The sequence below is a fragment of the Pseudarthrobacter sp. Hb11 genome, assembly GCF_059383655.1.
In genome coordinates this window covers 350,372-371,681 of sequence record NZ_JBWZCM010000002.1, presented here as the reverse complement: position 1 = coordinate 371,681, position 21,310 = coordinate 350,372, and the positions used below count along the sequence as shown (strand labels likewise).

The 21,310-nt window shown below is 66.6% G+C and carries 19 protein-coding genes; 13 read left to right on the top strand and 6 right to left on the bottom strand.

The features are described 5' to 3' along the window. Positions 1–50 precede the first annotated feature (50 nt). Both mgrA and AC50X7_RS05430 read left to right on the top strand, forming a co-directional pair. Positions 51–1,091, top strand: a complete 1,041-nt coding sequence (mgrA, locus tag AC50X7_RS05435) for an L-glyceraldehyde 3-phosphate reductase (protein WP_494978078.1) — start codon at positions 51–53, stop codon at positions 1,089–1,091. A gap of 163 nt (positions 1,092–1,254) precedes the next feature. Continuing rightward, positions 1,255–2,340, top strand: a complete 1,086-nt coding sequence (locus AC50X7_RS05430) for an inositol-3-phosphate synthase (protein WP_494978077.1) — start codon at positions 1,255–1,257, stop codon at positions 2,338–2,340. A 238-nt stretch (positions 2,341–2,578) separates the two neighbouring features. Here the strand turns inward: AC50X7_RS05430 and AC50X7_RS05425 are convergent, their stop codons facing one another. The 3 genes from AC50X7_RS05425 to AC50X7_RS05415 all read right to left on the bottom strand — a co-directional run bounded on the left by AC50X7_RS05425 (position 2,579) and on the right by AC50X7_RS05415 (position 7,068). Next, positions 2,579–4,255, bottom strand: a complete 1,677-nt coding sequence (locus tag AC50X7_RS05425; protein WP_494978076.1) for a formate--tetrahydrofolate ligase — start codon at positions 4,253–4,255, stop codon at positions 2,579–2,581. Between the two features lie 54 nt (positions 4,256–4,309). Beyond that, positions 4,310–5,572: a D-inositol-3-phosphate glycosyltransferase gene (gene mshA, locus AC50X7_RS05420; RefSeq protein ID WP_494978075.1), complete on the bottom strand. Its 1,263-nt coding sequence runs from the start codon at positions 5,570–5,572 to the stop codon at positions 4,310–4,312. 77 nt (positions 5,573–5,649) lie between these two features. After that, positions 5,650–7,068 (bottom strand): family 4 glycosyl hydrolase, encoded by a 1,419-nt coding sequence (locus tag AC50X7_RS05415; protein ID WP_494978074.1) that lies wholly within the window; start codon positions 7,066–7,068, stop codon positions 5,650–5,652. 82 nt (positions 7,069–7,150) lie between these two features. On the opposite strand from AC50X7_RS05415, the gene AC50X7_RS05410 reads away from it, so the two are divergent. From AC50X7_RS05410 to tsaD, 6 genes are read left to right on the top strand one after another with little or no spacing between them, the layout of a single operon-like run. After that, positions 7,151–8,242, top strand: coding sequence for a carbohydrate kinase family protein (locus tag AC50X7_RS05410; RefSeq protein WP_494978073.1), 1,092 nt, complete (start codon positions 7,151–7,153; stop codon positions 8,240–8,242). A 37-nt stretch (positions 8,243–8,279) separates the two neighbouring features. Beyond that, positions 8,280–9,500 carry an alanine racemase gene (gene alr, locus AC50X7_RS05405; protein WP_494978072.1) on the top strand — a complete coding sequence of 407 codons (1,221 nt, stop codon included), beginning with the start codon at positions 8,280–8,282 and terminating at the stop codon, positions 9,498–9,500. Next, positions 9,497–10,156 (top strand): tRNA (adenosine(37)-N6)-threonylcarbamoyltransferase complex ATPase subunit type 1 TsaE, encoded by a 660-nt coding sequence (gene tsaE / locus AC50X7_RS05400; RefSeq protein ID WP_494978071.1) that lies wholly within the window; start codon positions 9,497–9,499, stop codon positions 10,154–10,156. Before alr ends, tsaE begins: the two co-directional genes overlap by 4 nt. Continuing rightward, positions 10,156–10,827, top strand: a complete 672-nt coding sequence (gene tsaB, locus AC50X7_RS05395) for a tRNA (adenosine(37)-N6)-threonylcarbamoyltransferase complex dimerization subunit type 1 TsaB (RefSeq protein WP_494978070.1) — start codon at positions 10,156–10,158, stop codon at positions 10,825–10,827. Before tsaE ends, tsaB begins: the two co-directional genes overlap by 1 nt. Before the next feature lie 44 nt (positions 10,828–10,871). Then, on the top strand, positions 10,872–11,351 hold the full coding sequence (rimI, locus tag AC50X7_RS05390; RefSeq protein WP_494978253.1) for a ribosomal protein S18-alanine N-acetyltransferase: 480 nt from the start codon (positions 10,872–10,874) through the stop codon (positions 11,349–11,351). Next, positions 11,348–12,436, top strand: a complete 1,089-nt coding sequence (gene tsaD / locus AC50X7_RS05385) for a tRNA (adenosine(37)-N6)-threonylcarbamoyltransferase complex transferase subunit TsaD (protein ID WP_494978069.1) — start codon at positions 11,348–11,350, stop codon at positions 12,434–12,436. The genes rimI and tsaD overlap by 4 nt, the downstream gene beginning before the upstream one ends. 79 nt (positions 12,437–12,515) lie before the next feature. On the opposite strand, the gene AC50X7_RS05380 is transcribed toward tsaD, so the two are convergent. Continuing rightward, entirely contained in the window at positions 12,516–13,667 is a 1,152-nt protein-coding gene (locus tag AC50X7_RS05380) for a glutamate--cysteine ligase (RefSeq protein ID WP_494978068.1), read from the bottom strand. 401 nt (positions 13,668–14,068) lie between these two features. On the opposite strand from AC50X7_RS05380, the gene AC50X7_RS05375 reads away from it, so the two are divergent. Next, positions 14,069–15,514 (top strand): glycoside hydrolase family 3 N-terminal domain-containing protein, encoded by a 1,446-nt coding sequence (locus tag AC50X7_RS05375; RefSeq protein ID WP_494978252.1) that lies wholly within the window; start codon positions 14,069–14,071, stop codon positions 15,512–15,514. A gap of 89 nt (positions 15,515–15,603) precedes the next feature. After that, positions 15,604–16,422, top strand: a complete 819-nt coding sequence (locus AC50X7_RS05370) for a shikimate 5-dehydrogenase (protein WP_494978067.1) — start codon at positions 15,604–15,606, stop codon at positions 16,420–16,422. Between the two features lie 7 nt (positions 16,423–16,429). Here AC50X7_RS05370 and AC50X7_RS05365 read toward each other — a convergent pair whose 3' ends face one another. Beyond that, complete coding sequence (locus AC50X7_RS05365) at positions 16,430–17,704, bottom strand: THUMP-like domain-containing protein (RefSeq protein ID WP_494978066.1); 1,275 nt, start codon at positions 17,702–17,704, stop codon at positions 16,430–16,432. A 53-nt stretch (positions 17,705–17,757) separates the two neighbouring features. Between AC50X7_RS05365 and AC50X7_RS05360 the strand changes: the two genes are divergently transcribed. Next, positions 17,758–18,135: a hypothetical protein gene (locus AC50X7_RS05360; protein ID WP_494978065.1), complete on the top strand. Its 378-nt coding sequence runs from the start codon at positions 17,758–17,760 to the stop codon at positions 18,133–18,135. Here AC50X7_RS05360 and AC50X7_RS05355 read toward each other — a convergent pair. Continuing rightward, positions 18,060–18,995 (bottom strand): DMT family transporter, encoded by a 936-nt coding sequence (locus AC50X7_RS05355; RefSeq protein ID WP_494978064.1) that lies wholly within the window; start codon positions 18,993–18,995, stop codon positions 18,060–18,062. The two genes, AC50X7_RS05360 and AC50X7_RS05355, sit on opposite strands and share 76 nt — an antisense overlap. Before the next feature lie 225 nt (positions 18,996–19,220). Here AC50X7_RS05355 and groES point away from each other — a divergent pair, with 225 nt between their 5' ends. After that, entirely contained in the window at positions 19,221–19,514 is a 294-nt protein-coding gene (groES, locus tag AC50X7_RS05350; RefSeq protein WP_003805290.1) for a co-chaperone GroES, read from the top strand. 78 nt (positions 19,515–19,592) lie between these two features. After that, complete coding sequence (gene groL / locus AC50X7_RS05345; RefSeq protein WP_494978063.1) at positions 19,593–21,203, top strand: chaperonin GroEL; 1,611 nt, start codon at positions 19,593–19,595, stop codon at positions 21,201–21,203. The last annotated feature ends 107 nt before the right edge of the window (positions 21,204–21,310 follow it).

Sequence of the window (21,310 nt, the reverse complement as noted above, 5' to 3'; positions counted from 1 at the left end):
CTTTTCCGCCTTGGGCTGTTATGCGGGTCACAACTGGCAGGATGGAACGTATGACTTATTCCGCGGCGGAAGACCGCTACGACTCCATGCCCTACCGCCGCGTCGGCCGCAGCGGCCTGAAACTCCCGGCCATCTCACTCGGCCTCTGGCACAACTTCGGCGACGACAAGCGTTTTGACGAACAGCGCGCCATTCTGCGCCGCGCCTTCGACCTGGGCGTCAACCACTTCGACCTCGCCAACAACTATGGTCCGCCGGACGGTTCCGCCGAGACCAACTTCGGCCGGCACCTCAAGGACGACTTCAAGCCGTACCGTGACGAACTGGTCCTCTCCACCAAGGCCGGCTACTACATGTGGCCCGGCCCCTACGGTGAGTGGGGCTCCCGCAAGTACCTGATCTCCAGCCTGGACCAGTCGCTGCAGCGGATGGGCCTGGACTACGTGGACATTTTCTACAGCCACCGGCCGGACCCCGAGACGCCGCTTGAAGAGACCATGGGTGCCCTGGATTATGCAGTACGTTCGGGCAAGGCGCTGTACGCGGGCATTTCCTCCTACACCCCTGAACAGACCACCGAGGCCGCCCGCATCCTGAAGGATCTAGGAACGCCACTGCTGATCCACCAGCCCAGCTACTCCATGCTCAACCGGTGGACCGAGAACGGCAGCCCCAACCTGTACGAGGCACTGGACCAGGTCGGGGCCGGCTCCATCGCCTTCTCACCGCTGGCCCAGGGCATGCTCACCGACCGCTACCTCAACGGTATCCCGGCTGACTCCCGGGCCGCCAAGGCCCGGTTCCTGTCGGAGGATGCCATCACCGACGAGAAGCTGGACCGGATCCGCGGACTGCACGGTATTGCCGAGAGCCGTGGGCAGTCGTTGGCGCAGATGGCCATCGCGTGGATCCTGCGGGACCAGCCGAAGGGCTCTCCTGTGACCTCGGCACTGATTGGTGCGTCCAGCGTCCGCCAGTTGGAGGACTCCCTGGCCGCCGTCGACAACCTTGAATTCACTGCCGACGAGTTGGACGCTATCGACGAGTTCGCGGTGGAATCGGACATCAACCTCTGGAAACAGCCGGTCTGATCTCCCCGTTTGTCATCCCACAAGGTGGGACGGGGGAACAAGCCTCCGTCCCACTGTGTTGGGTACTATGAAAAGGCGCCGCGCGGCGCCGAGCCTGCCGGCCGCCGTCGTACTTTCCTCACAGCGGAACCCGGCCGGCTGACGTTTGTCTCAAAGGAGTTCCGTGTCTTCACATCCGATTCGTGTTGCAATCGTCGGCGTAGGAAACTGTGCCGCTTCGCTGGTCCAGGGCGTCCAGTACTACAAGGACGCTGACCCCAAGGCCACAATTCCGGGCCTGATGCACGTCGAGTTTGGCCAGTACCACGTGGGTGACGTTCAGTTCGTCGCTGCGTTCGACGTTGATGGCAAAAAGGTCGGCGTTGACCTTGCCGATGCGATCCTGGCGAGCGAAAACAACACCATCAAAATCGCTGACGTGCCGCCCACCGGCGTCACCGTCCAGCGAGGCCACACCCTCGACGGTCTGGGCAAGTACTACCTCGAAACCATCGAGCAGTCCACCGAAGAGCCGGTGGACGTTGTCCAGGCACTCAAGGACGCTGCCGTTGACGTGATGGTCTGCTACCTGCCGGTCGGGTCTCAAGCCGCTGCCGAGTTCTACGCCCAGTGCGCTATTGACGCCGGCGTGGGCTTCGTCAACGCCCTGCCTGTGTTCATCGCCGGAACCAAGGAGTGGGCCGACAAGTTCTCTGCCGCGGGCGTGCCGATCGTTGGCGATGACATCAAGAGCCAGATCGGTGCCACCATCACCCACCGCGTTATGGCCAAGCTCTTCGAAGACCGCGGAGTCACCCTGGACCGCACGTACCAGCTGAACGTCGGCGGCAACATGGACTTCAAGAACATGCTGGAGCGCGACCGCCTGGAGTCCAAGAAAATCTCCAAGACCCAGGCTGTGACGTCCAACGTGGAAGCCGAGCTGGCCGCCAAGGACGTCCACATAGGCCCGTCCGACTACGTCCAGTGGCTTGACGACCGCAAGTGGGCGTTCGTCCGCCTCGAAGGCCGCAACTTCGGCGACGCCCCCGTGTCGCTCGAATACAAGCTGGAAGTCTGGGACTCACCGAACTCCGCCGGCGTGATCATTGACGCCATCCGCGCCGCCAAGATCGGCCTGGACCGCGGCATCGGCGGCCCGCTGCTCTCAGCATCGAGCTACTTCATGAAGTCCCCGCCGGAGCAGTTCAACGACGATCTCGCCCGCGAAAAGGTGGAAGCCTTCATCCGCGGAGACCTCGACCGCTAACCCCTCCCGACCGGCTGCCTACCCCTGAGGCCCTCTCTCACTTAACGGCGGTTTCTGGACGATCCTCGTTCACTTGACGTGGGTTTTCACGCGGCGCTCTCTCACTTCGGTGGGGGAGCGCCGCGCCTTTTAACCCAGGTAGCGGCGAATGGCGCGGCTGCTCAGGCGAGTGCCGCTCGGAGTGAGAGAGGGTTGCCGGAAAACCCGCATTAAGTGAGAGAGGGTTGGTGGGGGTGGGTTAGGTGAGGCCCACCGGGTTGCCGGCGTCGTCCACGTCCATGCGCATCGCGGCCGGGGCGGCGGGTAGGCCGGGCATCGTCATTACCGCTCCGGTCAAGGCCACGATAAACCCCGCACCGGTCTTGGGCAGGAGGTCGCGCACGTGGATGGTGAAGCCCTTGGGTGCGCCGAGGCGGGAGGCGTCGTCCGTGAACGAGTACTGGGTTTTGGCCATGCACACCGGTAGCCCGGACCAGCCGTTCCGCTCGATGTCAGCCAGCCGCTTCAGTGCCGGCACCGAGAAGTCGACGCCGTCCGCACCGTAGATCTCCTGGGCTATGGTCCGGATCTTGTCCTCCACCGGCAGTTCCAGCGGGTATAAATGACGGAAGCTGTTCGGCCCGTCCACCACACGGGCCACGAGGGCTGCCAGTTCGTCGCCGCCGTCGCCACCGCCGCCGCCTGCCCAAACATCCGCAACTGCTGCCAGGACTCCTTCAGCTGCACACCAGGCCAGCAGCCAGTCGAGTTCCTCCTGGGTATCTGAAGAGAACCTGTTGATGGCCACCACCGGCGTCACACCGAACTTCTCCACGTTGTGCACATGCCGCCGCAGGTTCACCACCCCGGCTTCAAGGGCCGCCAGGTTTGGCACCGTAAGCCGGTCTTTTGCCACCCCACCCTGCATCTTGAGCGCCCGCACGGTGGCTACCACCACCACGGCTGAAGGGGCCACGCCGCCAAACCGCGCCTTGATGTCCATGAACTTCTCGGCACCCAAATCAGCGCCGAAACCGGCCTCCGTAACAACGATGTCCGCGAGCCGCCGGGCCGTCTGGGTAGCGATAAGGGAGTTGCAGCCGTGGGCGATATTGGCGAACGGACCACCATGGACCAGGGCCGGGGTTCCGGCGATGGTCTGCACCAGGTTCGGTTTGATGGCCTCCTTCAGGAGCAGGGTCAGGGCGCCCTGCACCCCCAGATCCGCCACCGTGACGGGGGAACGGTTGTAGGTGTAGCCGAACGTGATCCGGCCCAGCCGCTCGCGGAGGTCCGCGAGATCGGTGGCCAGGCAGAAAACGGCCATGATCTCGGACGCCACGGTGATGTCGAACCCGTCCTGGCGGGGGACCCCCTGCGTGGGCCCGCCGAGCCCGATGACCACCTCCCGCAGGGCGCGGTCGTTCATGTCCAGCACCCGTTTGAACGTCATGCGCCGGGGGTCAATGTTGAGCTCGTTGCCCTGGTAGATGTGGTTGTCCACCAGCGCCATCAAGGCATTGTTTGCGGACGTCATGGCGTGGAAGTCGCCGGTGAAGTGCAGGTTGATCTCGTCCATCGGCAGCACCTGCGAGTACCCGCCGCCCGTGGCTCCGCCCTTCATACCCAGGACCGGGCCCAGCGACGGTTCCCGCAGTGCGATCATCACCCGGTGCCCGGCCCGGGCAAGCGAGTCGGCCAACCCCACGGTGGTGGTTGATTTCCCTTCGCCGGCCGGGGTGGGGGACATGGCCGAGACCAGCACTACCTTCCCGTGCGGCGGCGGTGCCGAAAGCGCCGCAGGATCAATTTTCGCCTTGTACCGCCCGTACAGTTCCACCGCCTCCCCGTTGATGCCTGCGGCGGCCGCAATCCCCTCGATGGGCCGGATCCGTGCCGCGCGGGCGATCTCAAGGTCACTCGGGGTAGCAGGCATCGTTGTCCTTTGCTGGAGCGGTAGGGCGACTTAAGCGGAGGAGCAGTTGTAGCGTTACGAGGCAGGAACGGTTGTCAGGGGATGGCTTACCTGCTTGTCGACGGCGGCGTGGTAAGTCTCGAGCGTGATGGCGGCGGTGCGCTGCCACCCGGAGTTTTGGGCGCGGGTGGCGGCTGCCCGCCCCATGTCTTCACGGGTGGCAGGGTCGTCATACAGGGCCTCCAGAGCATCTGCCCAGTCCGAGGCGTGGTGGCCGTCCACCAACAGCCCCGTCCTGCCGTCAAAAATTGCCCGCGACAGCCCGCCGACCCGCGTGGCCACCACCGGGGTGCCGCAGGCCTGCGCTTCAAGCGCTACCAGCCCAAAGGACTCGCTGTAGGACGGCATCACCACCACGTCGGCCGCCCGGAACCATGCAGCCAGCTCCAGTGAATTCACGGGCGGAAGCTGCGTGACGACGTCGTCCATCCCCGCCTCGGCAACCAGCCGCCGGAGGTTGAACTCCTTGTTCCCGCTTAACGAGCCGAGGATGGTGAGCCGCAGGTTGATGTCCGGCCGCCGGCGCCGTAACAGGGCGGCCGCCTTCACCAGGATCTGTGGCCCTTTCAGCCGCTGGATCCGGCCCGCGAAAACCAGGTGGAAAGTCTCCGGGCTGATGCCCCGCTTCGTCCGCGATTTGGCGCGGAACGCAGGCGTGAAGGTGCTGAGGTCGACCCCGGGCGGGGCGATGTCTATCCGGTCGTACGAGGCACCGTAGTGCGACACCAGTTCCGCCGCCTCGGCACTGGTGTTCGCAATCAGCCGTGCGGCACCGTCCACAATGCGGTGCTCACCCAGCTCGCGGCGCCTCGGCTCAGGCTGCTCACCGGACTCGAGCAGGAGGTTCTTGACCTTCGCCATGGTGTGCATGGTGTGGACCAGCGGCACGCCCCACAATTCGGACAGCTCCAGGCCGGCAATGCCGGACACCCAGTAGTGCGAATGGATGACGTCGTACCGCCCGTGCGGCTGCCGCTGCCGGATCTGCTCGATCTCTTCCACCATGTGGTGGAGAAGTCCGGGAAGCTCTTCCTTCGGAATCTTCTTTGTGGGCCCGGCGAGGACGTTGTGGACACACACCCCTGGATCGGGGTGCTCGACGGCGGGCTGACCGGCGGAGGTGGAACGCGTAAAGATCTCCACTTCCACACCTGCCTCGGCCAGTGCGGAGGCCAGTTCACGGATGTACACGTTCATGCCGCCGGCATCGCCGGAACCCGGCTGCTCCATGGGGGAGGTGTGGAGGGACAGTAAAGCCACCCTGCGGACCGGTGCCACGGGACCTCCTTCCGGCCACCGGCGCGGGTCAACGCGCCGGGTCAGTGCTGGGCATTCGATAAAACACTACTCCTGTGTCAACGCCTCCCGCCGCGCCACATCTTCCCCAAAGCCGGAAACGTCTCCTCGTAGCCCGCAAGCAACGCCGCGCCCAGCTCTTCGGACCCCACCAGCGGGTGCCGGGCAAAGGCCTGCACCGCCGACTCCCGGTCACCTTCCACCGCTGCCCGCACGGTCAGCCGCTCCACGTCCTTCACCTGCCGCAGCAGCCCGAGTTGCTCCGGCGGGGGAGGCTGCTGGGCCAGCGGCAGCGCGCCGTCGGGCGTAACGGTGCAGGGAAGTTCGACGACGGCGTCCACCGGCAGGCCCGGAATGGCGGCTGTGGGGGTGGCCAACGGAGTGGTGGTTGGGATGGGAGCGGCCGGCGCGCCAGCGGAAGGCACCGTGTTGCGGGTGTTCAGGATCAGCTGCGCGTCCCCGGACCCGGTCAAGGCACGCATGGCTGCCAGCGCCACCCGCTCATAGCCGCCGCCGGCGAGGTCGGACTCATCGCGGTGTTCGTCCTTCCCGCGGGCCTCCGCCAGATAGCCCTCTTCCCGCGACCGGCGCGCAGCTTCCCACAACCCAAAGGCCTCATTGCCCGCTGCAGCCAGACGCGGGTACAGCTCCTGTTGCTGGCTGTGGATGGATTCCCCGCGGGTGGCGGGCATGGCACGCATCGCCTCCCGCGCGGCGTCCTGCTGGTAGTAGTAATACAGGTACTCATTGGGAAGCGCGCCGAGGCGGGCAAGGAACGGCTGCGGAAACAGCCGGCCCTCCTCGAAGGATTGAAGGGCCAGGGGATCCGAAAGCAGCGCTGGGAGGACGTCCCGTCCGCCGGACTCCAGCCGGTACAGCCAGCCCAAGTGGTTCAGCCCGTAGTAGCCCACGCCGTCGAGCGTTCCTTCCGGCAGGGTAACGCCGGCGGCGCGGGCGGCGCGGTGCACCAGGCCGCCCGCGGAGTCGCAGATCCCGATGACGCGCGTGCCAAGTACTGGCAGGAGTGCCTCGGTGACCATGCCGGCGGGGTTGGTGAAGTTGATCAGCCACGCATCCGGGCAGTGTTCCTTCATTGACCGCGCCAGGTCCACCATGTGCGGAATGGTCCGGAGGGCGTAGGAAATACCGCCGGCACCGGTGGTTTCCTGCCCCAACAGGCCCAGGTCCTGAGCGACCCTCTCGTCCAGGACCCGTCCGGCGGTGCCGCCTGGACGGATGGCGGCAAACACTATCTGCGTTCCCGCCAACGCTTCCGGGAGGTCGGTGGTGGGATGGACCGGCAGCGGGAGACCTGGCCCGTGCATGCTGCGCAGGACCGCTGTCACAGCGGCAAGGCGGGAGAGATCGACGTCGTACAGCACCAGTTCGGTGACCAGGCCTTTATAGGGGCCGGCTACCAGCGCCCGGTAGATCAGCGGAACCCGGAAACCGCCACCGCCGACAATCAGAAGCCGCATAATCAGCAGTCTAGGCGCGGGTGTCCGCGGTACCTACGGCCGCCCCTACCGGATGTCCGTAGCAAGGCGTAGTGTGCGGCACATGGACGCGATTCCAGCACGCCCGTTTGACCCCCTGGCCGCCGTCCGCTCGCCCTTGGACCCCGGATTTGATGTGCTGCTGGCAGGAACGGTGTTCCAGGACATCATCTTTACCGGCCTGCCCCACGGACCCGAACCTGGCACGGAAATCTGGAGCGACGGCATGGGCAGCTGCCCCGGCGGGGTTGCTAACCAGGCCATCGCTGCGGCACGCCTGGGACTGCGCACCGGCCTGGCCGCGGCCTTCGGCGACGACGGCTACGGGGACTTCAACTGGAGAATCCTGTCCAGCCAGGAGCACGTGGACCTCAGCCTGTCACGGAAGGTCCCCGGGTGGCACTCGCCGGTAACGGTTTCGCTGTGCGTCGACAAGGACCGCTCGCTGGTGACCCACGGCCATGCAGCGCCGGTGACGGCGTCGGAGCTTATCGGGGACCCGCCTCCCGCGCTCGCCGGCATCGCGGAAGTAGGGCTGGACGTTGAGCCGTGGGCCAGGGAGGCACACCAGGCGGGGGTAAAGCTGTTCGGGGACGTCGGGTGGGATCCCAGCGGCGTATGGGCACCGGTCCGGCTGGAGAACCTGCAGTATTTCCACGCGTTCCTGCCCAACCAGCGCGAGGCCATGGCCTTTACCGGCAAAGATGATCCGTGGACCGCTCTGTACGCGCTGGCGGACCGGGTGCCGGTTGCGGTGGTGACGCTCGGGCCGCAGGGAGCCATGGCAGTTGATTCCGAAACCGGGGAGGAGGAGTGGGTGCCTTCCTTGCCCGTCAAAGCCTTCGACCCCACCGGTGCCGGTGACTGTTTCGACGCCGCGTTCATCGTTGGAAGCCTGGCCGGCTGGCCGCTGGGGAACAGGCTGCGTTTCGCAAACCTTTGTGCCTCGCTGGCGGTCCAGGAGGTGGGAGGATCGCTGGCCGCGCCGGGCTGGGGCGACATCGCCGACTGGTGGCAGCGGGCCAATGCCCGGCCCGAACGGCAGACCAGCCAGTGGCTCCGGCGGTTCTCCTTCCTGGCCGACATCGTTCAGGACGTGCCGCTCGCAGCCCAGCGCAGGGCATCGGCAACCATCGCGCACCTCTCGGACGCCTGATTATTCGGCCCGAAGCGCCAGCACTAGAATCACTAGGGTGACTTACCCCGCAACAACCGGTGATTTCGACGCCGCCCCGGCACAGGACCCCCGCAACGAACGGTCCGCCGTGATCGACCTTGACGCGATCCGGCACAACGTCCGCCGGTTGGCGGCGGCAGCTTCCCCGGCGAAAGTGATGGCGGTGGTGAAGGCGGATGCCTACGGACACGGCGCGGTCCCGGTGGCCCGCGCTGCCCTGGAAGCCGGTGCCTCCTGGCTGGGGGTCGCCCACATCTCCGAAGCCCTGGCGCTGCGGGCTGCCGGAATCGACGCGCCGCTGCTCGCCTGGCTGCACACCACGGAAAGCAACTTCGGCGCAGCGGTGGCAGCCGGCGTCGACATCGGGTGCTCGGGCTGGGAACTTGACCGTATTGTCGCGGCTGCCCGGGAGCAGGAGCGCCCCGCCCGCATCCATCTGAAAGTGGACACCGGTCTGGGCCGCAACGGTGCAACGCTTGATACCTGGGACCACCTGGTGGGCGAGGCCATGGAATACCAGGACCAGGGGCTGCTGCGCGTGGTGGGGATCTTCTCCCACCTCGCCGTCGCCGACGAACCGGAGCGGCCGGAGACCGACGAGCAGCTCGCGGCGTTCAGGGAAGCACTTGCTGTGGCCGAGGATGCCGGCGTTGACCCAGAGGTCCGGCACCTGGCCAATACACCGGCAACGCTGTCCCGCCCGGACACCCACTTTGACCTGGTCCGCGTGGGCCTGGGGATCTACGGGTTGTCGCCCTTTGAAGGACAGACGTCCGCCGAGCTGGGGCTCCACCCTGCCATGACGCTCCGGACCCTGGTGTCGCAGTGCAAGGAGGTCCCGGACGGGCAAGGCGTCTCCTATGGACTCCGCTACCGCACCAGCGGCCCCAGCACGCTCGGCCTGATCCCGGTGGGCTACGCCGACGGAGTTCCCCGCATCGCCACCGGCGGGCCCGTCCGCGTGGCCGGCACAACGTACCCCGTGGTGGGACGCATCGCCATGGACCAGATGGTCATCGACCTCGGGAACACCGGCCCTGCGAGTGCAGGCCTGCTGGGCGCCGAAGCCGAGCTGTTCGGGGACGGTGCCGACGGCGGCCCCACCGCTGATGACTGGGCGCGCGCGGCCGGAACCATCAACTATGAGATCGTCACCCGGATCAGCCCGCGGGTTCCCCGCCGCTTCATCAACGAACAGGCCCCCGCCGCTGTGCAGGCTTCGGAGGGGGCGGCATGAACGCGCCCGAACCCCGGGACAACGGTGAGGCCCGCCCCAATTGGGAAAAGACCTTCAGGGCGACGACGGCCGACCAGACCCACGCGCTCGCCGTGCGCCTGGCGGCGGTCCTGGAAGCCGGGGACCTGCTGGTGCTCTCCGGCGAGCTGGGTGCCGGGAAAACCACCTTTACCCAGGGTTTGGGGGAGGGGCTGGGCGTCCGCGCCGGCATCATTTCCCCCACGTTCGTGCTGGTTCGCATCCACCCCAACCTGCCGGACGGCCCGCGCCCCGGTGGGCCGGACCTGGTCCATGTGGACGCCTACCGCCTGGGCTCAGCCGCGGAGATTGACGACATCGACCTCGAGAACACCCTCGACTCCTCGGTGACGGTTGTTGAATGGGGCCACGACCGGGTGGAGCACCTGAGCGAGAGCCGGCTGGAGATCGACCTGCACCGGGCAATCGGGCTGGGCGGAACGGGACTCAACGGCACGGGCTTCGGCGCTGCTGGCCCCGCTGCCGGAGCGGGCCCCGGTTTCCGCAGGTCCGACGGCGGCACCCTGGACTTCGAGACTGAGGACACTGACGAGCCCCGCACTATCGTGATGCGCGGTTATGGTCCGCGCTGGCCATTCGTTCCCGAACCCGTCGCAGCCTTTGAAGGGAAAGCCTGATGCTCATCCTCGCCATCGACACCTCCGCTGTGGCCAGCGCGGCGCTGGTGTCCGGCGACGCCCTGGAAGGCGTGGTGGGCACCTTCTCCACCGAGGACACCCGCAGCCACGCTGAGGTGCTCGCGCCGGGCATCGAGCAGATGCTTTTCGATGCCGGCGTCAGCGGAAGAGATGTTGATGCCCTGGTAGTGGGCGTGGGTCCCGGCCCGTTCACCGGCCTGCGGTCGGGCATCGCCACGGCGCGCACCCTGGCCTTCGTCTGGGGCAAGCCACTGCACGGGCTGATGAGCCTGGACGCAGTGGCGCTGGAAGTGGCGGAATCGACCGCCGCAGCCCCCGAGTTCCTGGTGGTGACGGACGCTCGGCGCAAAGAGGTCTATTGGGCCCGCTACAGCCTTGCCGACGGCCAGCTTCCCGTCTTGGAGGACGGCCCCAACGTTGGCTTTGCGAAGGACCTGCCGGACCTTCCCGCCTATGGCGCCGGCGCCGGCCTCTATGCAGACACCCTGAAGGTAAACCCGGACTTCGCCCAGGAGCAGCCGGATGCCCTGTACCTGGGACAGTTCGCGCTGGCCCGGCTCGCCGCAGGTGACGCTCTCCTTGATTCCACCCCTCTGTACCTCCGCGAATCCGATGCCCAGGTCCCCGGACCGAGGAAGAGGGCCCTGTGAGCACCGCCCCGAATCCCAACAACCACGGCGTCTCCGTGCGGGAGATGACCCCCGACGACGTCATTGCTGTCAGCGTCCTGGAGCAGCGGCTATTCCCGGTGGACGCCTGGCCCCTGCACATGTTTTATGACGAGCTGGCCCAACCGGAGACCCGTTGGTACTTGGTGGCCGAGGGCAGCGAAGGCATCGTGGGCTACGCCGGGCTAATGTGCATTGAACCCATCGCGGATGTCCAGACCATCGCCGTCGTGCCCGAATATGAAGGGCGCGGGATCGGCACCACGCTCCTGACCCGGCTTATTGAGGAGGCACGCCGCAGGTACGCTGCGGACCTCCTTCTGGAAGTCCGCGCAGATAACCCCCGCGCCCAGCAGCTTTACCGGCGCTTCGGTTTCGAGCAGATCCACGTCCGTCCCCGCTACTACCGCGACGGTGTGGACGCCCTCATCATGCGGCTCCAGCTCGCCGGCAGCACCCGCGAAGGAACGGGAGATGGCACATCAACGGAAGCAGGCCAGCCATGAACCGCTCGCAGCCCCTGGTGCTCGGCATCGAATCCTCCTGCGACGAGACCGGGGTGGGCATTGTCCGGGGGACCACCCTCCTGACCAACACCGTGTCCTCGTCCATGGACGAGCATGTCCGGTTTGGCGGGGTCATCCCCGAAATTGCCTCGCGGGCGCACCTTGACGCCTTCGTCCCTACCCTCGAACAGGCGCTGTCCGACGCCGGCGTGACCCTTGCTGAGGTAGATGCCATCGCCGTGACGTCCGGCCCCGGCCTGGCCGGTGCCCTCATGGTGGGGGTCTGTGCCGCGAAGGCCCTGGCCGTGGCCACCGGCAAGCCCCTGTACGCCATCAACCACCTCGTGGCGCACGTGGGTGTGGGCCTGCTGGATGGACAGCAAGCCGCCGCCCCCCGGCTGCCCGAGAACCTCGGCGCCCTGCTGGTCTCCGGCGGCCACACCGAGATCCTTAAAATCAACAGCATCACCGACGACGTGGTCCTCCTCGGCTCCACCATTGACGACGCCGCCGGGGAAGCCTACGACAAGGTGGCCCGCATCCTGGGACTCGGCTATCCCGGCGGACCCGCGATCGACAAGGTGGCCCGCACCGGCAACCCCAAGGCGATCCGTTTCCCCCGCGGCCTCAGCCAGCCTAAATACATGGGCACGGCCGACGAACCCGGCCCGCACCGCTACGACTGGTCCTTCAGCGGCCTCAAAACCGCTGTCGCCAGGTGCGTTGAGCAGTTCGAGGCCCGCGGCGAGGAGGTCCCGGTCCCGGACATCGCGGCCGCCTTCCAGGAAGCCGTGGTGGACATCATCTCGTCCAAAGCTGTGCTGGCCTGCCGGGAAAACGGCATCAAGGATGTGCTGCTCGGCGGCGGCGTGGCGGCAAACTCACGCCTGCGCGAGCTGACGGGCCAGCGCTGCGCCTCTGCCGGGATCAGGCTGCACGTACCCCCGCTGGACCTTTGCACCGACAACGGCGCCATGGTCGCCGCACTCGGAGCGCAGCTTGTGATGGCAGGGGTGGGGCCCAGCGGAATCGGCTTCGCCCCGGACTCGTCCATGCCGGTCACAGCCGTGTCCCTCCCCGCCTGACCCGCCTTGCCCTATCAGTTGCTGTCCCCAAACCACCGGTTTAGGGACCACAACTGATAGGGCAACTGAGTATGACACCTCAGGCGGTGGGGCCGTTCCGCATCTGCTTCACCAAGTCCAGGACGACCGCCTGGAGGTCGCCGCCGTGCTCCTCGGCAACCCGGCGCTGGCGCTGGTAGCCGGCACCGCGGCGGATAATCTTTTCGACGTCGGCCAGCTCATCCGGGCAGCCCAGCTTCGCGGCGATGGGCTCGAGCCGGTTCAACGTTTCGAGCAGATGGTCGGTGACCAGCTGTTCCTTACCGGCAGCATCCAGGATGATGATGGCGTCCATGCCGTAGCGGGCTGCCCGCCACTTGTTCTCCTGGACGTGCCACGGTGGCATGGTGGGGATGCTTCCGCCGTTGTCCAAGGTGGTGGAGAACTCGTCCACCAGGCACTGGGTGAGGGCGGCGATGGCGCCCACCTCTTCCAGCGTGGCCAATCCGTCGCAGATGCGCATCTCGATGGTGCCCAGGTTCGGCACGGGCCGGATGTCCCAGCGGATTTCCGAAAGTGTGTCGATCACTCCGGTGGTGAACATGTCCTGCACATAGGACTCGTAGTCGTCCCAGGAGCTGAACTGGAAGGGCAGCCCGGCCGTCGGCAGCTGCTGGAACATCAGCGCCCGCTGCGACGCATAGCCGGTGTCCTCGCCGCCCCAGAAGGGGCTCGACGCCGAGAGCGCCTGGAAGTGCGGGAAGTAGTTGACCAGCCCGTCCACCACGGGGAGCGCCTTCTCGCGCCGGTCCAGCCCAACGTGCACGTGGACGCCGTATATGACCATCTGGCGGCCCCACCACTGGGTGCGGTCGATCAGTTTTGCGTACCGGGCCTTGTCTGTCACCGGTTGAAGCTGCGGCGGGCTGAACGGGTGGCTTCCGGCGCAGAACACTTCCACACCCATGGGATCGGTGATTTCCCGGACGGCCGCGAGCGACCTGCTGAGGTCCTCCTTGGCATCGGCGGCGGTCTCGCAGATGCCGGTAACCAGTTCCACCGTATTCAGCAGCAGTTCCTGCTTGATGTGCGGGTGTTCGTCATCCTCGTTGAGCTCCGGGTGGCGGGAGGCCACGCCGCGGAGCACCTCATTGGCCACGGAGGCGAGCTCGCCCGTCCTGCCGTCCACCAGCGCGAGTTCCCATTCGACACCAAGTGTTGATTGCCTCGATGAAGCGAACTCAATCTTCACGCGTTTCCTAACTGTCCTGTTTGCCGCTGGCTCACGCCGTCACTGAAGGGCTTCTGCCGGCAGGCGAACGGGTGTTTCAAGTCTAGTGCAGGGGTAGCATCGTATTGATGGCCTCGTTCCAACACCTGCGTGACAGTCTTCACAAAACCTTCCCCGTCCTGGCTGCAGTCTCGGCTGCGGTGGCGCTCGCATCCTGCACCGCCGCCCCGGCCCCAGTCCCGTCGCAGGCAGCTTCCACCCCCGCCGCACCTTCCGCGACACCGCGTCCGACGCCGGCACCCCGCACGGCTTCCCCCTCACCTTCGCGCTTACCTGCGCCGTCGGCGGATCCTGCCCTGCGCCCGCTGGGGTGGGGCCCGCAGCAGCGGGACCAGGACGCAGCCGCCGCAGCCGTGGCGAAGATGTCGCCGGAACAGAAGGCGGGACAGGTCCTGCTTCCGTTCTTCACGGGCACGAACCCTTCGGCCCATGCCGCCGCGGTCGAACGACTGCACCTTGCCGGGTCCATCATCATGGGTGACAATGTGCCGCTGGACCGGCAGGGGAAGGTGGACCTCGCGGCCATGGGAGCCATCAACCAAAGGCTTGGGCAGGCGGCCACCGCGGACGGCAGGCCGTGGCCCGGGATGATCGGCGTTGACCAGGAGGGCGGCTTGGTGGCACGGCTGGGCGGGCCGCTGACGGAGTGGCCGGCGCCCATGAGCTTCGGCGCCGCAGGCAGCGGGCCCCTGGCGCGCGAGGCCGGGAAGGGGCTGGCAAGCGAGTTGGTGCCTTTGGGCTTCAACACGGACTTTGCCCCGGACACTGACGTGACCATCGGGCCGGCGGATCCCACTATCGGTGCCCGTTCCATGTCAGCGAACCCGGACGCGGCTGCGGCGCTCGGGGTGGCATACTCGCAGGGCATGCTGGCCTCAGGTGTTCTTCCCGCCGTCAAGCATTTCCCCGGCCACGGCTCGGTGACCACGGATTCGCACCTGAATCTTCCCACGCAGCCGGCCACCGTCGCGGAACTCAAAGCCCGCGACTGGAAGCCCTTCCGGGCCGCCATCACCGCCGGTGCGCCGATGGTGATGACCGGCCATATCGCCGTGCCCGCGCTGGAACCCGGAGTACCGGCGTCGCTCTCGGCGCCTACTTACGCGGCGCTGCGGGGACTCGGCTTCAAGGGTGTGGCCGTGACTGACGCCCTCAACATGGGGGCAGTGCACAAGAAGTACCCTGCCGGATCCGCGGCGGTCATGGCCCTTGCGGCGGGAGCTGACCTCCTGCTGATGCCCGCGGACGTCGGGCAGGCCCACGCTGCGATTGTCCACGCCGTGTCCACGGGCAGCCTGCCCGCGGCAAGGCTGGATGAAGCTGCCCAGCGCGTGGCAACCATGATGACCTGGCACGGCCGGGCAGCCGCGGGAACCGGCAAAGCACGAGGAAGTGCAGCCGGCAGCGGCGCCCCTCTTTCCGCCAAGGTGTCCGCCGCCGCCGTCACCGTCCTTTCCGGCCACTGCAGCGGAGCCCTGGCCCCCGGCGGGGTCCGGGTGGCGGGCGGCAGCCCGGCGGACAGGGCGCGGTTCGCGGACGCCGCGGCGCGCCACGGCCTGACCCTCGGCTCCGGACCCCTGGTCAGCCTCATCCCGTACGGCGGACGGCCTGCGGGGGGAGACATCGCCGTCGCCCTTGACGCGCCCTGGCCGCTGCAGCACTCCGGCGCGCCGGTCAAGGTGGCCCTGTACGGCCGCACCCAGGGTGCCTTCGATGCCCTCGCCGCGGTCCTGGTTGGGAAGGCGCCGGCACCGGGAAAGCTGCCCGCCGCCGTCGGAAGCTACCCCGCAGGAACCGGCTGCCCCTGATCCCAACTGACTGGCAGTAGTTGTCGTTTTGCGCGGTCCAAACGACAACAACTGCGAGCTAGTTGGGTGGGACCGGGTTAAATGGTGAGGTGCCCATTCTGAATAAAGACATGACCCTCTGCATCTCGCTCTCGGCCCGGCCCAGCAACAACGGGACCCGCTTCCACAACCACCTGTACGAGCAGCTGGAGCTGAACTGGATCTACAAGGCGTTCGCCCCCACCAACCTGGAACAGGCCATCGCTGGCGTGCGGGGCCTGGGGATCCGCGGCTGCGCCGTCTCCATGCCGTACAAGGAGGACGTCATCGCCCTCGTTGACGAGATGGACCCGTCGGCCGAGGCCATCGACTCGGTCAACACCATCGTGAACACGGACGGGCACCTGAAGGCCTACAACACCGACTACACGGCGATTGAACAGCTGCTGGCCTCCAACGCCGTGCCTACCAGCTACTCTGTGCTGGTCCAGGGGGCAGGAGGCATGGCCAAGGCCACCGTGGCCGCACTCCGGGATGCAGGGTTCACCAACGTCACGGTCCTCGCACGGAACGAAACCACCGGGCGGGCGCTCGCGGAACAGTACGGGTTCCAGTGGCGTCCGGCGCTCGACGGCGGAACGGCGGACCTGATCATCAACGTCACGCCCCTCGGTATGGCCGGCGGACCCGGAGCGGACACCCTGGCCTTCCCGCAGGACACCATCGACGCCGCGCAGGTGGTGTTCGACGTGGTTGCCCTGCCTGCTGAAACCCCGCTTATCGCTGCCGCCCGGGCTGCCGGAAAACCGGTGATCACCGGAGCGGAGGTGGCTACCATCCAGGCGCTGGAGCAGTTTGTGCTCTACACCGGTGTGCGGCCCAGCGCCGAGCAGGTGCGCGCCGCCGAGGAGTTCACGCGCGCCCAGTAGCGGATTCTTAGACGGGTTCCACCACGATGGCCACCCGGTCCTCACCGATGCGGGTCAGGACCAGGGTGGCTGTTTTGTTGCCACCCTTTTTTCCTGCGTTTTTTTCTCCCGCGTTCTTCCCTCCTGTGTTTTTCCCTCCCGTGTTTTTCCCTCCGGGGAGGAGCTGTTTGCGGAGTTCCTCGGGGGTGACGGCGGTACCGCGCTTCTTGATGTCCAGCACCCCGATGCCTTCAGCCTTCACCCACGCCTTGAGTGCCTTGACGTTGTACGGCATAACATTCAGGACCTTGTAGGCCCGCGCGAAGGGAGTGTCCACCAGCTGCGGAGCGCAGATGTAGGCGATGTGTTCATCCACCAGGTGCCCGCCCAGCTGCAGTGCGACGTCGGCCACCAGTCCTGCGCGGATGACGGCGCCGTCGGGCTCGTACAGGTAACCCTCCACCGGACCCACGGGGGCGGCGGGACCGGCCCCGAAATCCTCCCCGCTGGTGAGCTCAGCCGCCCCCTCGGAACCCAGGACCAGCGCCGCCCGGCGGACGCCGGGGCGCTGCACGGCGTTGAACCACAGCGCCACTTCGGTGACATCCCCGGCCACGGAAACCCACTGGGCTTCGCAGCCGGCCGGCACGGAGTCATGGGGCATCCCCGGCCCCATCTTTACACCGACCGCCCGGCCGGACGCAGCAAGGGACTGGACAAAGGACAGCGGCGGCGAAAAGGCCTCCGGGTCCCAGATGCGCTTGGTGCCGGAAGTGGAGGTGACCCGCCGCGCAGGGTCCAGCCAGACGCCGTCAATCCCGTCCAGCGGAACAGCGGTGGCATCTGCATGGACCACCGTCGCATTGGAAAAGGGGATGAGGTTCACAGTGGCGCAGGCGGCAGTGGTCTCGTCCATTTCCACTGCCGTCACGTTGATGTCCATCGACGCCAGCGCCAACGAGTCAGCGGCAAGGCCGCACCCCAGGTCAGCGACGTGGCTGATTCCGGCCTCTGCGAACCGCTGCGCGTGACGCGCGGCCACGTTGAGCCTGGTTGCCTGCTCCAGGCCTGCCTGGGTGAACAGCATGCTGCGGGCAAATTCCCCGAACTTCCCCTCGGCCTTGGTGCGGAGCCGGGACTGGGTCAGAACGGCGGAAACCAAAGCGGGGGAGTGGCCGGCCTTGCGCAGTGCTGAATTGAGCTCGAAGGACTTGTCCTCCTGGTAGGGGCCCAGAGACGCCAAAAGCTCCCAGCCCTCGGGGGTGAGCAACGGCGCGATCTGGTCCTGGGGAGCTTGGGGCATGCGTTCCAGCCTAATGGAGGAGCGTCCGGCGGGATGCGGATAGTGTTGAAACCATGGAAGAGAGCGCAGGCCCCCGGCAGTCCGAAGAACCAACCAGGGACAGGGGCCCCGCCAGATTCGCCCGGCCGGCACTGATCGCCGGATCCCTGGTGGCGGTGGTGTGCATCGGGCTTTTGGTGGTCATCTTTTTCCTCGACACGTTCAACGCCACCGTCTACTCGGTGGGCGGCAACGACATCGCCGGCGACACCCAGGAAGCACGGGACATCCGCGGGCTGTACGACGGCGCCCGGGCCGGCAGCATCGCCGTGCTGGTTTTCGCCCTGCTGATGGCAGCTGCCGCAGGCGTGGTTCTTTACCGGGCGCGGAAATCGGCAGCCGTCGGCGGCGAGGGTGAAGACGACGTCGATTTCGACGACCTTGGACGCTGAGGGATCCTGCCCCCTGCACTGGTCAGCAGCACCCCGGAAATGACCAGGACGCCGCCGAGGACCTGCGGGACAGTGATGGGCTGGCCCAGGATCACGGTGATGATGGCGGTGAACACGGCAATGAGGTTCAGGTAGTTGCCGGCATTGGCTGCCGTGGTGCGCTTGAGGGCAAGGTTCCAGAGCAGGTAGGAACCGAGCGAGGGGAACAGGGCGATGAACGCCAGGGACCAGCCCTCTACAGGGGTTTCCGGCAGGCCGGCGCCCGAAACGAGCGCGAGCGGGCTGAGGGCCACAGCCGCCATGGCCACCTGGACCGCCGTGGAGGTAATTGCGGGGATGCTCAGCCGGCGGGCGAGGATGGTGTAGAGGCCCCAGACGGTGATGGCTCCCAGGATCAGCAGTTCGCCCTGGTTGATCGAGAATGTCACCAGGCGCTGCAACTGGCCGCCGGTAAGCACCAGCAGGACGCCAAGGAGGCCCAGGCTGATCCCCACCCAGCTCAGCGGGCGCGGCCTGTCCCGGAGCAGGACCACGGCCAGCACCACAATCAATGCCGGGTTTGCGGCCGTCACCAGGGAGGCGTTCAGGGCCGAGGTGTTCTGCAGGGCGCTGTAGAGCAGCAAGGTATACCCGCTCATGCCCAGGGCACTCAGGAGCAACAGGACCGGCCAGCGGCGCAGGACCGCCCGCCAGTCCGGCCGCTCGACGAAGTGGGCCAGCACCAGCAGCGGCACGGCAGCAAGGACCCAGCGCCAGAACGTCAGCTGGAGCGGCTCCATGGTCTGCATGGCGGCCTGGCCGACCACAAAGTTTCCGGCCCAGAACAGGTTGGCAAGGATGAGGTAAACAGCAGCTCGCACCGGTCAAATGTACATTGCTGCAAGTGCTCCGATGACGAAACGCTGGCACTCGTCTTGACCGAGTGCTAACCCTTACATAGAGTCTTCATTAGCACTCTCCCTAGGAGGGTGCTAACACATGAAGAGCTGCCAGCCAGGCTGCTGCCGGCACCGCGACGACGGTTTGCCAGCCAGGGCGGAAAGCTTTCCAGTCCACGAATTTGCTGACGAAAAGGAGAGGTCCGAGTGTCGGTCTCTATTAAGCCTCTTGAGGATCGTATTGTTGTCCGCCCGCTCGAAGCCGAGCAGACCACGGCTTCCGGCCTGGTTATCCCGGACTCCGCGCAGGAGAAGCCCCAGGAAGGCGAAGTTGTTGCAGTAGGCCCCGGCCGCTTCGAAGACGGCAACCGCGTTCCTGTCGACGTAGCCGTGGGCGACGTCGTTATCTACTCCAAGTACGGCGGAACCGAAGTCAAGACCGGCGGCACCGAGTACCTCGTGCTGTCCGCCCGCGACGTCCTGGCGATCGTCGTAAAGTAACTCCCCGGATCCCCGTGCCGCTGGTCTTGCATTCTGCTGGTCAGCTGCGCGGGGTTCTGTCTTGAAAGGACAAAAACCATGGCAAAGCAGCTTGCGTTTAATGACGCTGCACGCCGGTCTCTTGAAGCCGGCATCGATAAGCTCGCCAACACCGTCAAGGTGACGCTCGGCCCGCGCGGCCGCAACGTCGTCCTGGACAAGAAGTGGGGCGCGCCCACCATCACGAACGACGGCGTCACCATCGCCCGCGAAGTTGAGCTGGACGATCCGTACGAGAACCTTGGCGCGCAGTTGGCCAAGGAAGTTGCCACCAAAACCAACGATGTTGCCGGCGACGGCACCACCACCGCGACGGTCCTGGCCCAGGCCCTGGTCAAGGAAGGCCTGCGCAACGTAGCGGCAGGCGCCGCTCCCGGCCAGATCAAACGCGGCATCGAGGTTTCCGTTGAAGCCGTTGCCGCACGCCTGCTGGAGAACGCCCGCCCCGTTGAAGGCACCCAGGTGGCCAACGTTGCAGCAATCTCCGCCCAGAGCGACGAGATCGGCGAGCTCCTCGCCGAGGCATTCGGCAAGGTGGGCAAGGATGGTGTGATCACCATCGAGGAGTCCTCCACCACCCAGACCGAACTGGTCCTCACCGAGGGCATGCAGTTCGACAAGGGCTACCTGTCCCCGTACTTCGTCACCGACGCGGAACGCCAGGAAGCAGTCCTCGAGGATGCCCTCATCCTGATCAACCAGGGCAAGATCTCCGCGGTGCAGGAATTCCTGCCGCTGCTGGAAAAGGCGCTGCAGAGCTCCAAGCCGCTGTTCATCATCGCTGAAGACATCGACGGCGAGGCCCTGTCCACGCTGATCGTCAACCGCATCCGCGGCACCCTGAACGTCGTCGCCGTCAAGGCCCCGGGCTTCGGCGACCGCCGCAAGGCCATGCTGCAGGACATCGCCACCCTCACCGGTGCACAGGTTGTGTCTCCGGAACTGGGCCTGAGCCTGGACACGGTTGGCCTTGAGGTGCTGGGCACCGCCCGCCGCATCACGGTCACCAAGGACAACACCACCATTGTTGACGGCGCAGGTTCGGCCGAGGACGTGGCAGCACGCGTTGCCCAGCTCCGTGCCGAGCTGACCCGCACCGACTCGGACTGGGACAAGGAAAAGCTGCAGGAGCGGCTTGCCAAGCTGGCCGGCGGCATCGGCGTGATCAAGGTCGGCGCCGCCACCGAGGTTGAGCTGAAGGAAAAGAAGCACCGCATCGAAGATGCAGTGTCCTCCACCCGCGCTGCCCTCGAAGAAGGCATCGTGGCCGGCGGCGGTTCCGCGCTGATCCACGCACTGAAGGCCCTCGACGAGGACCCCGCCGTCAAGGCACTCGAAGGGGACGCCGCCGCTGCTGTGGGCATCGTCCGCCGCGCGCTGGTCCAGCCGCTGCGCTGGATCGCCCAGAACGCCGGCTTCGATGGCTACGTCATCACCGCCAAGGTTGCCGAACTCGAAACCAACAACGGCTTCAACGCCAAGTCGGGCGAGTACGAATACCTGATCGCCGCCGGTGTCATCGACCCCGTCAAGGTCACCCGCGCAGCCCTCCGCAACGCAGCCTCCATCGCTGCACTGGTTCTCACCACCGAGACCCTCGTTGTGGAGAAGCCTGCCGAGGAAGACGAGCACGCAGGCCACAGCCACTAGTCCCCACCGTCTCCCTCACCTCGCTTCGCTCGGTCAGGGAACCCGGACGGCGTGGGCCCACACCCACACGAAAAGCCGGTCCAGCATCCGCTGGGCCGGTTTTTTGG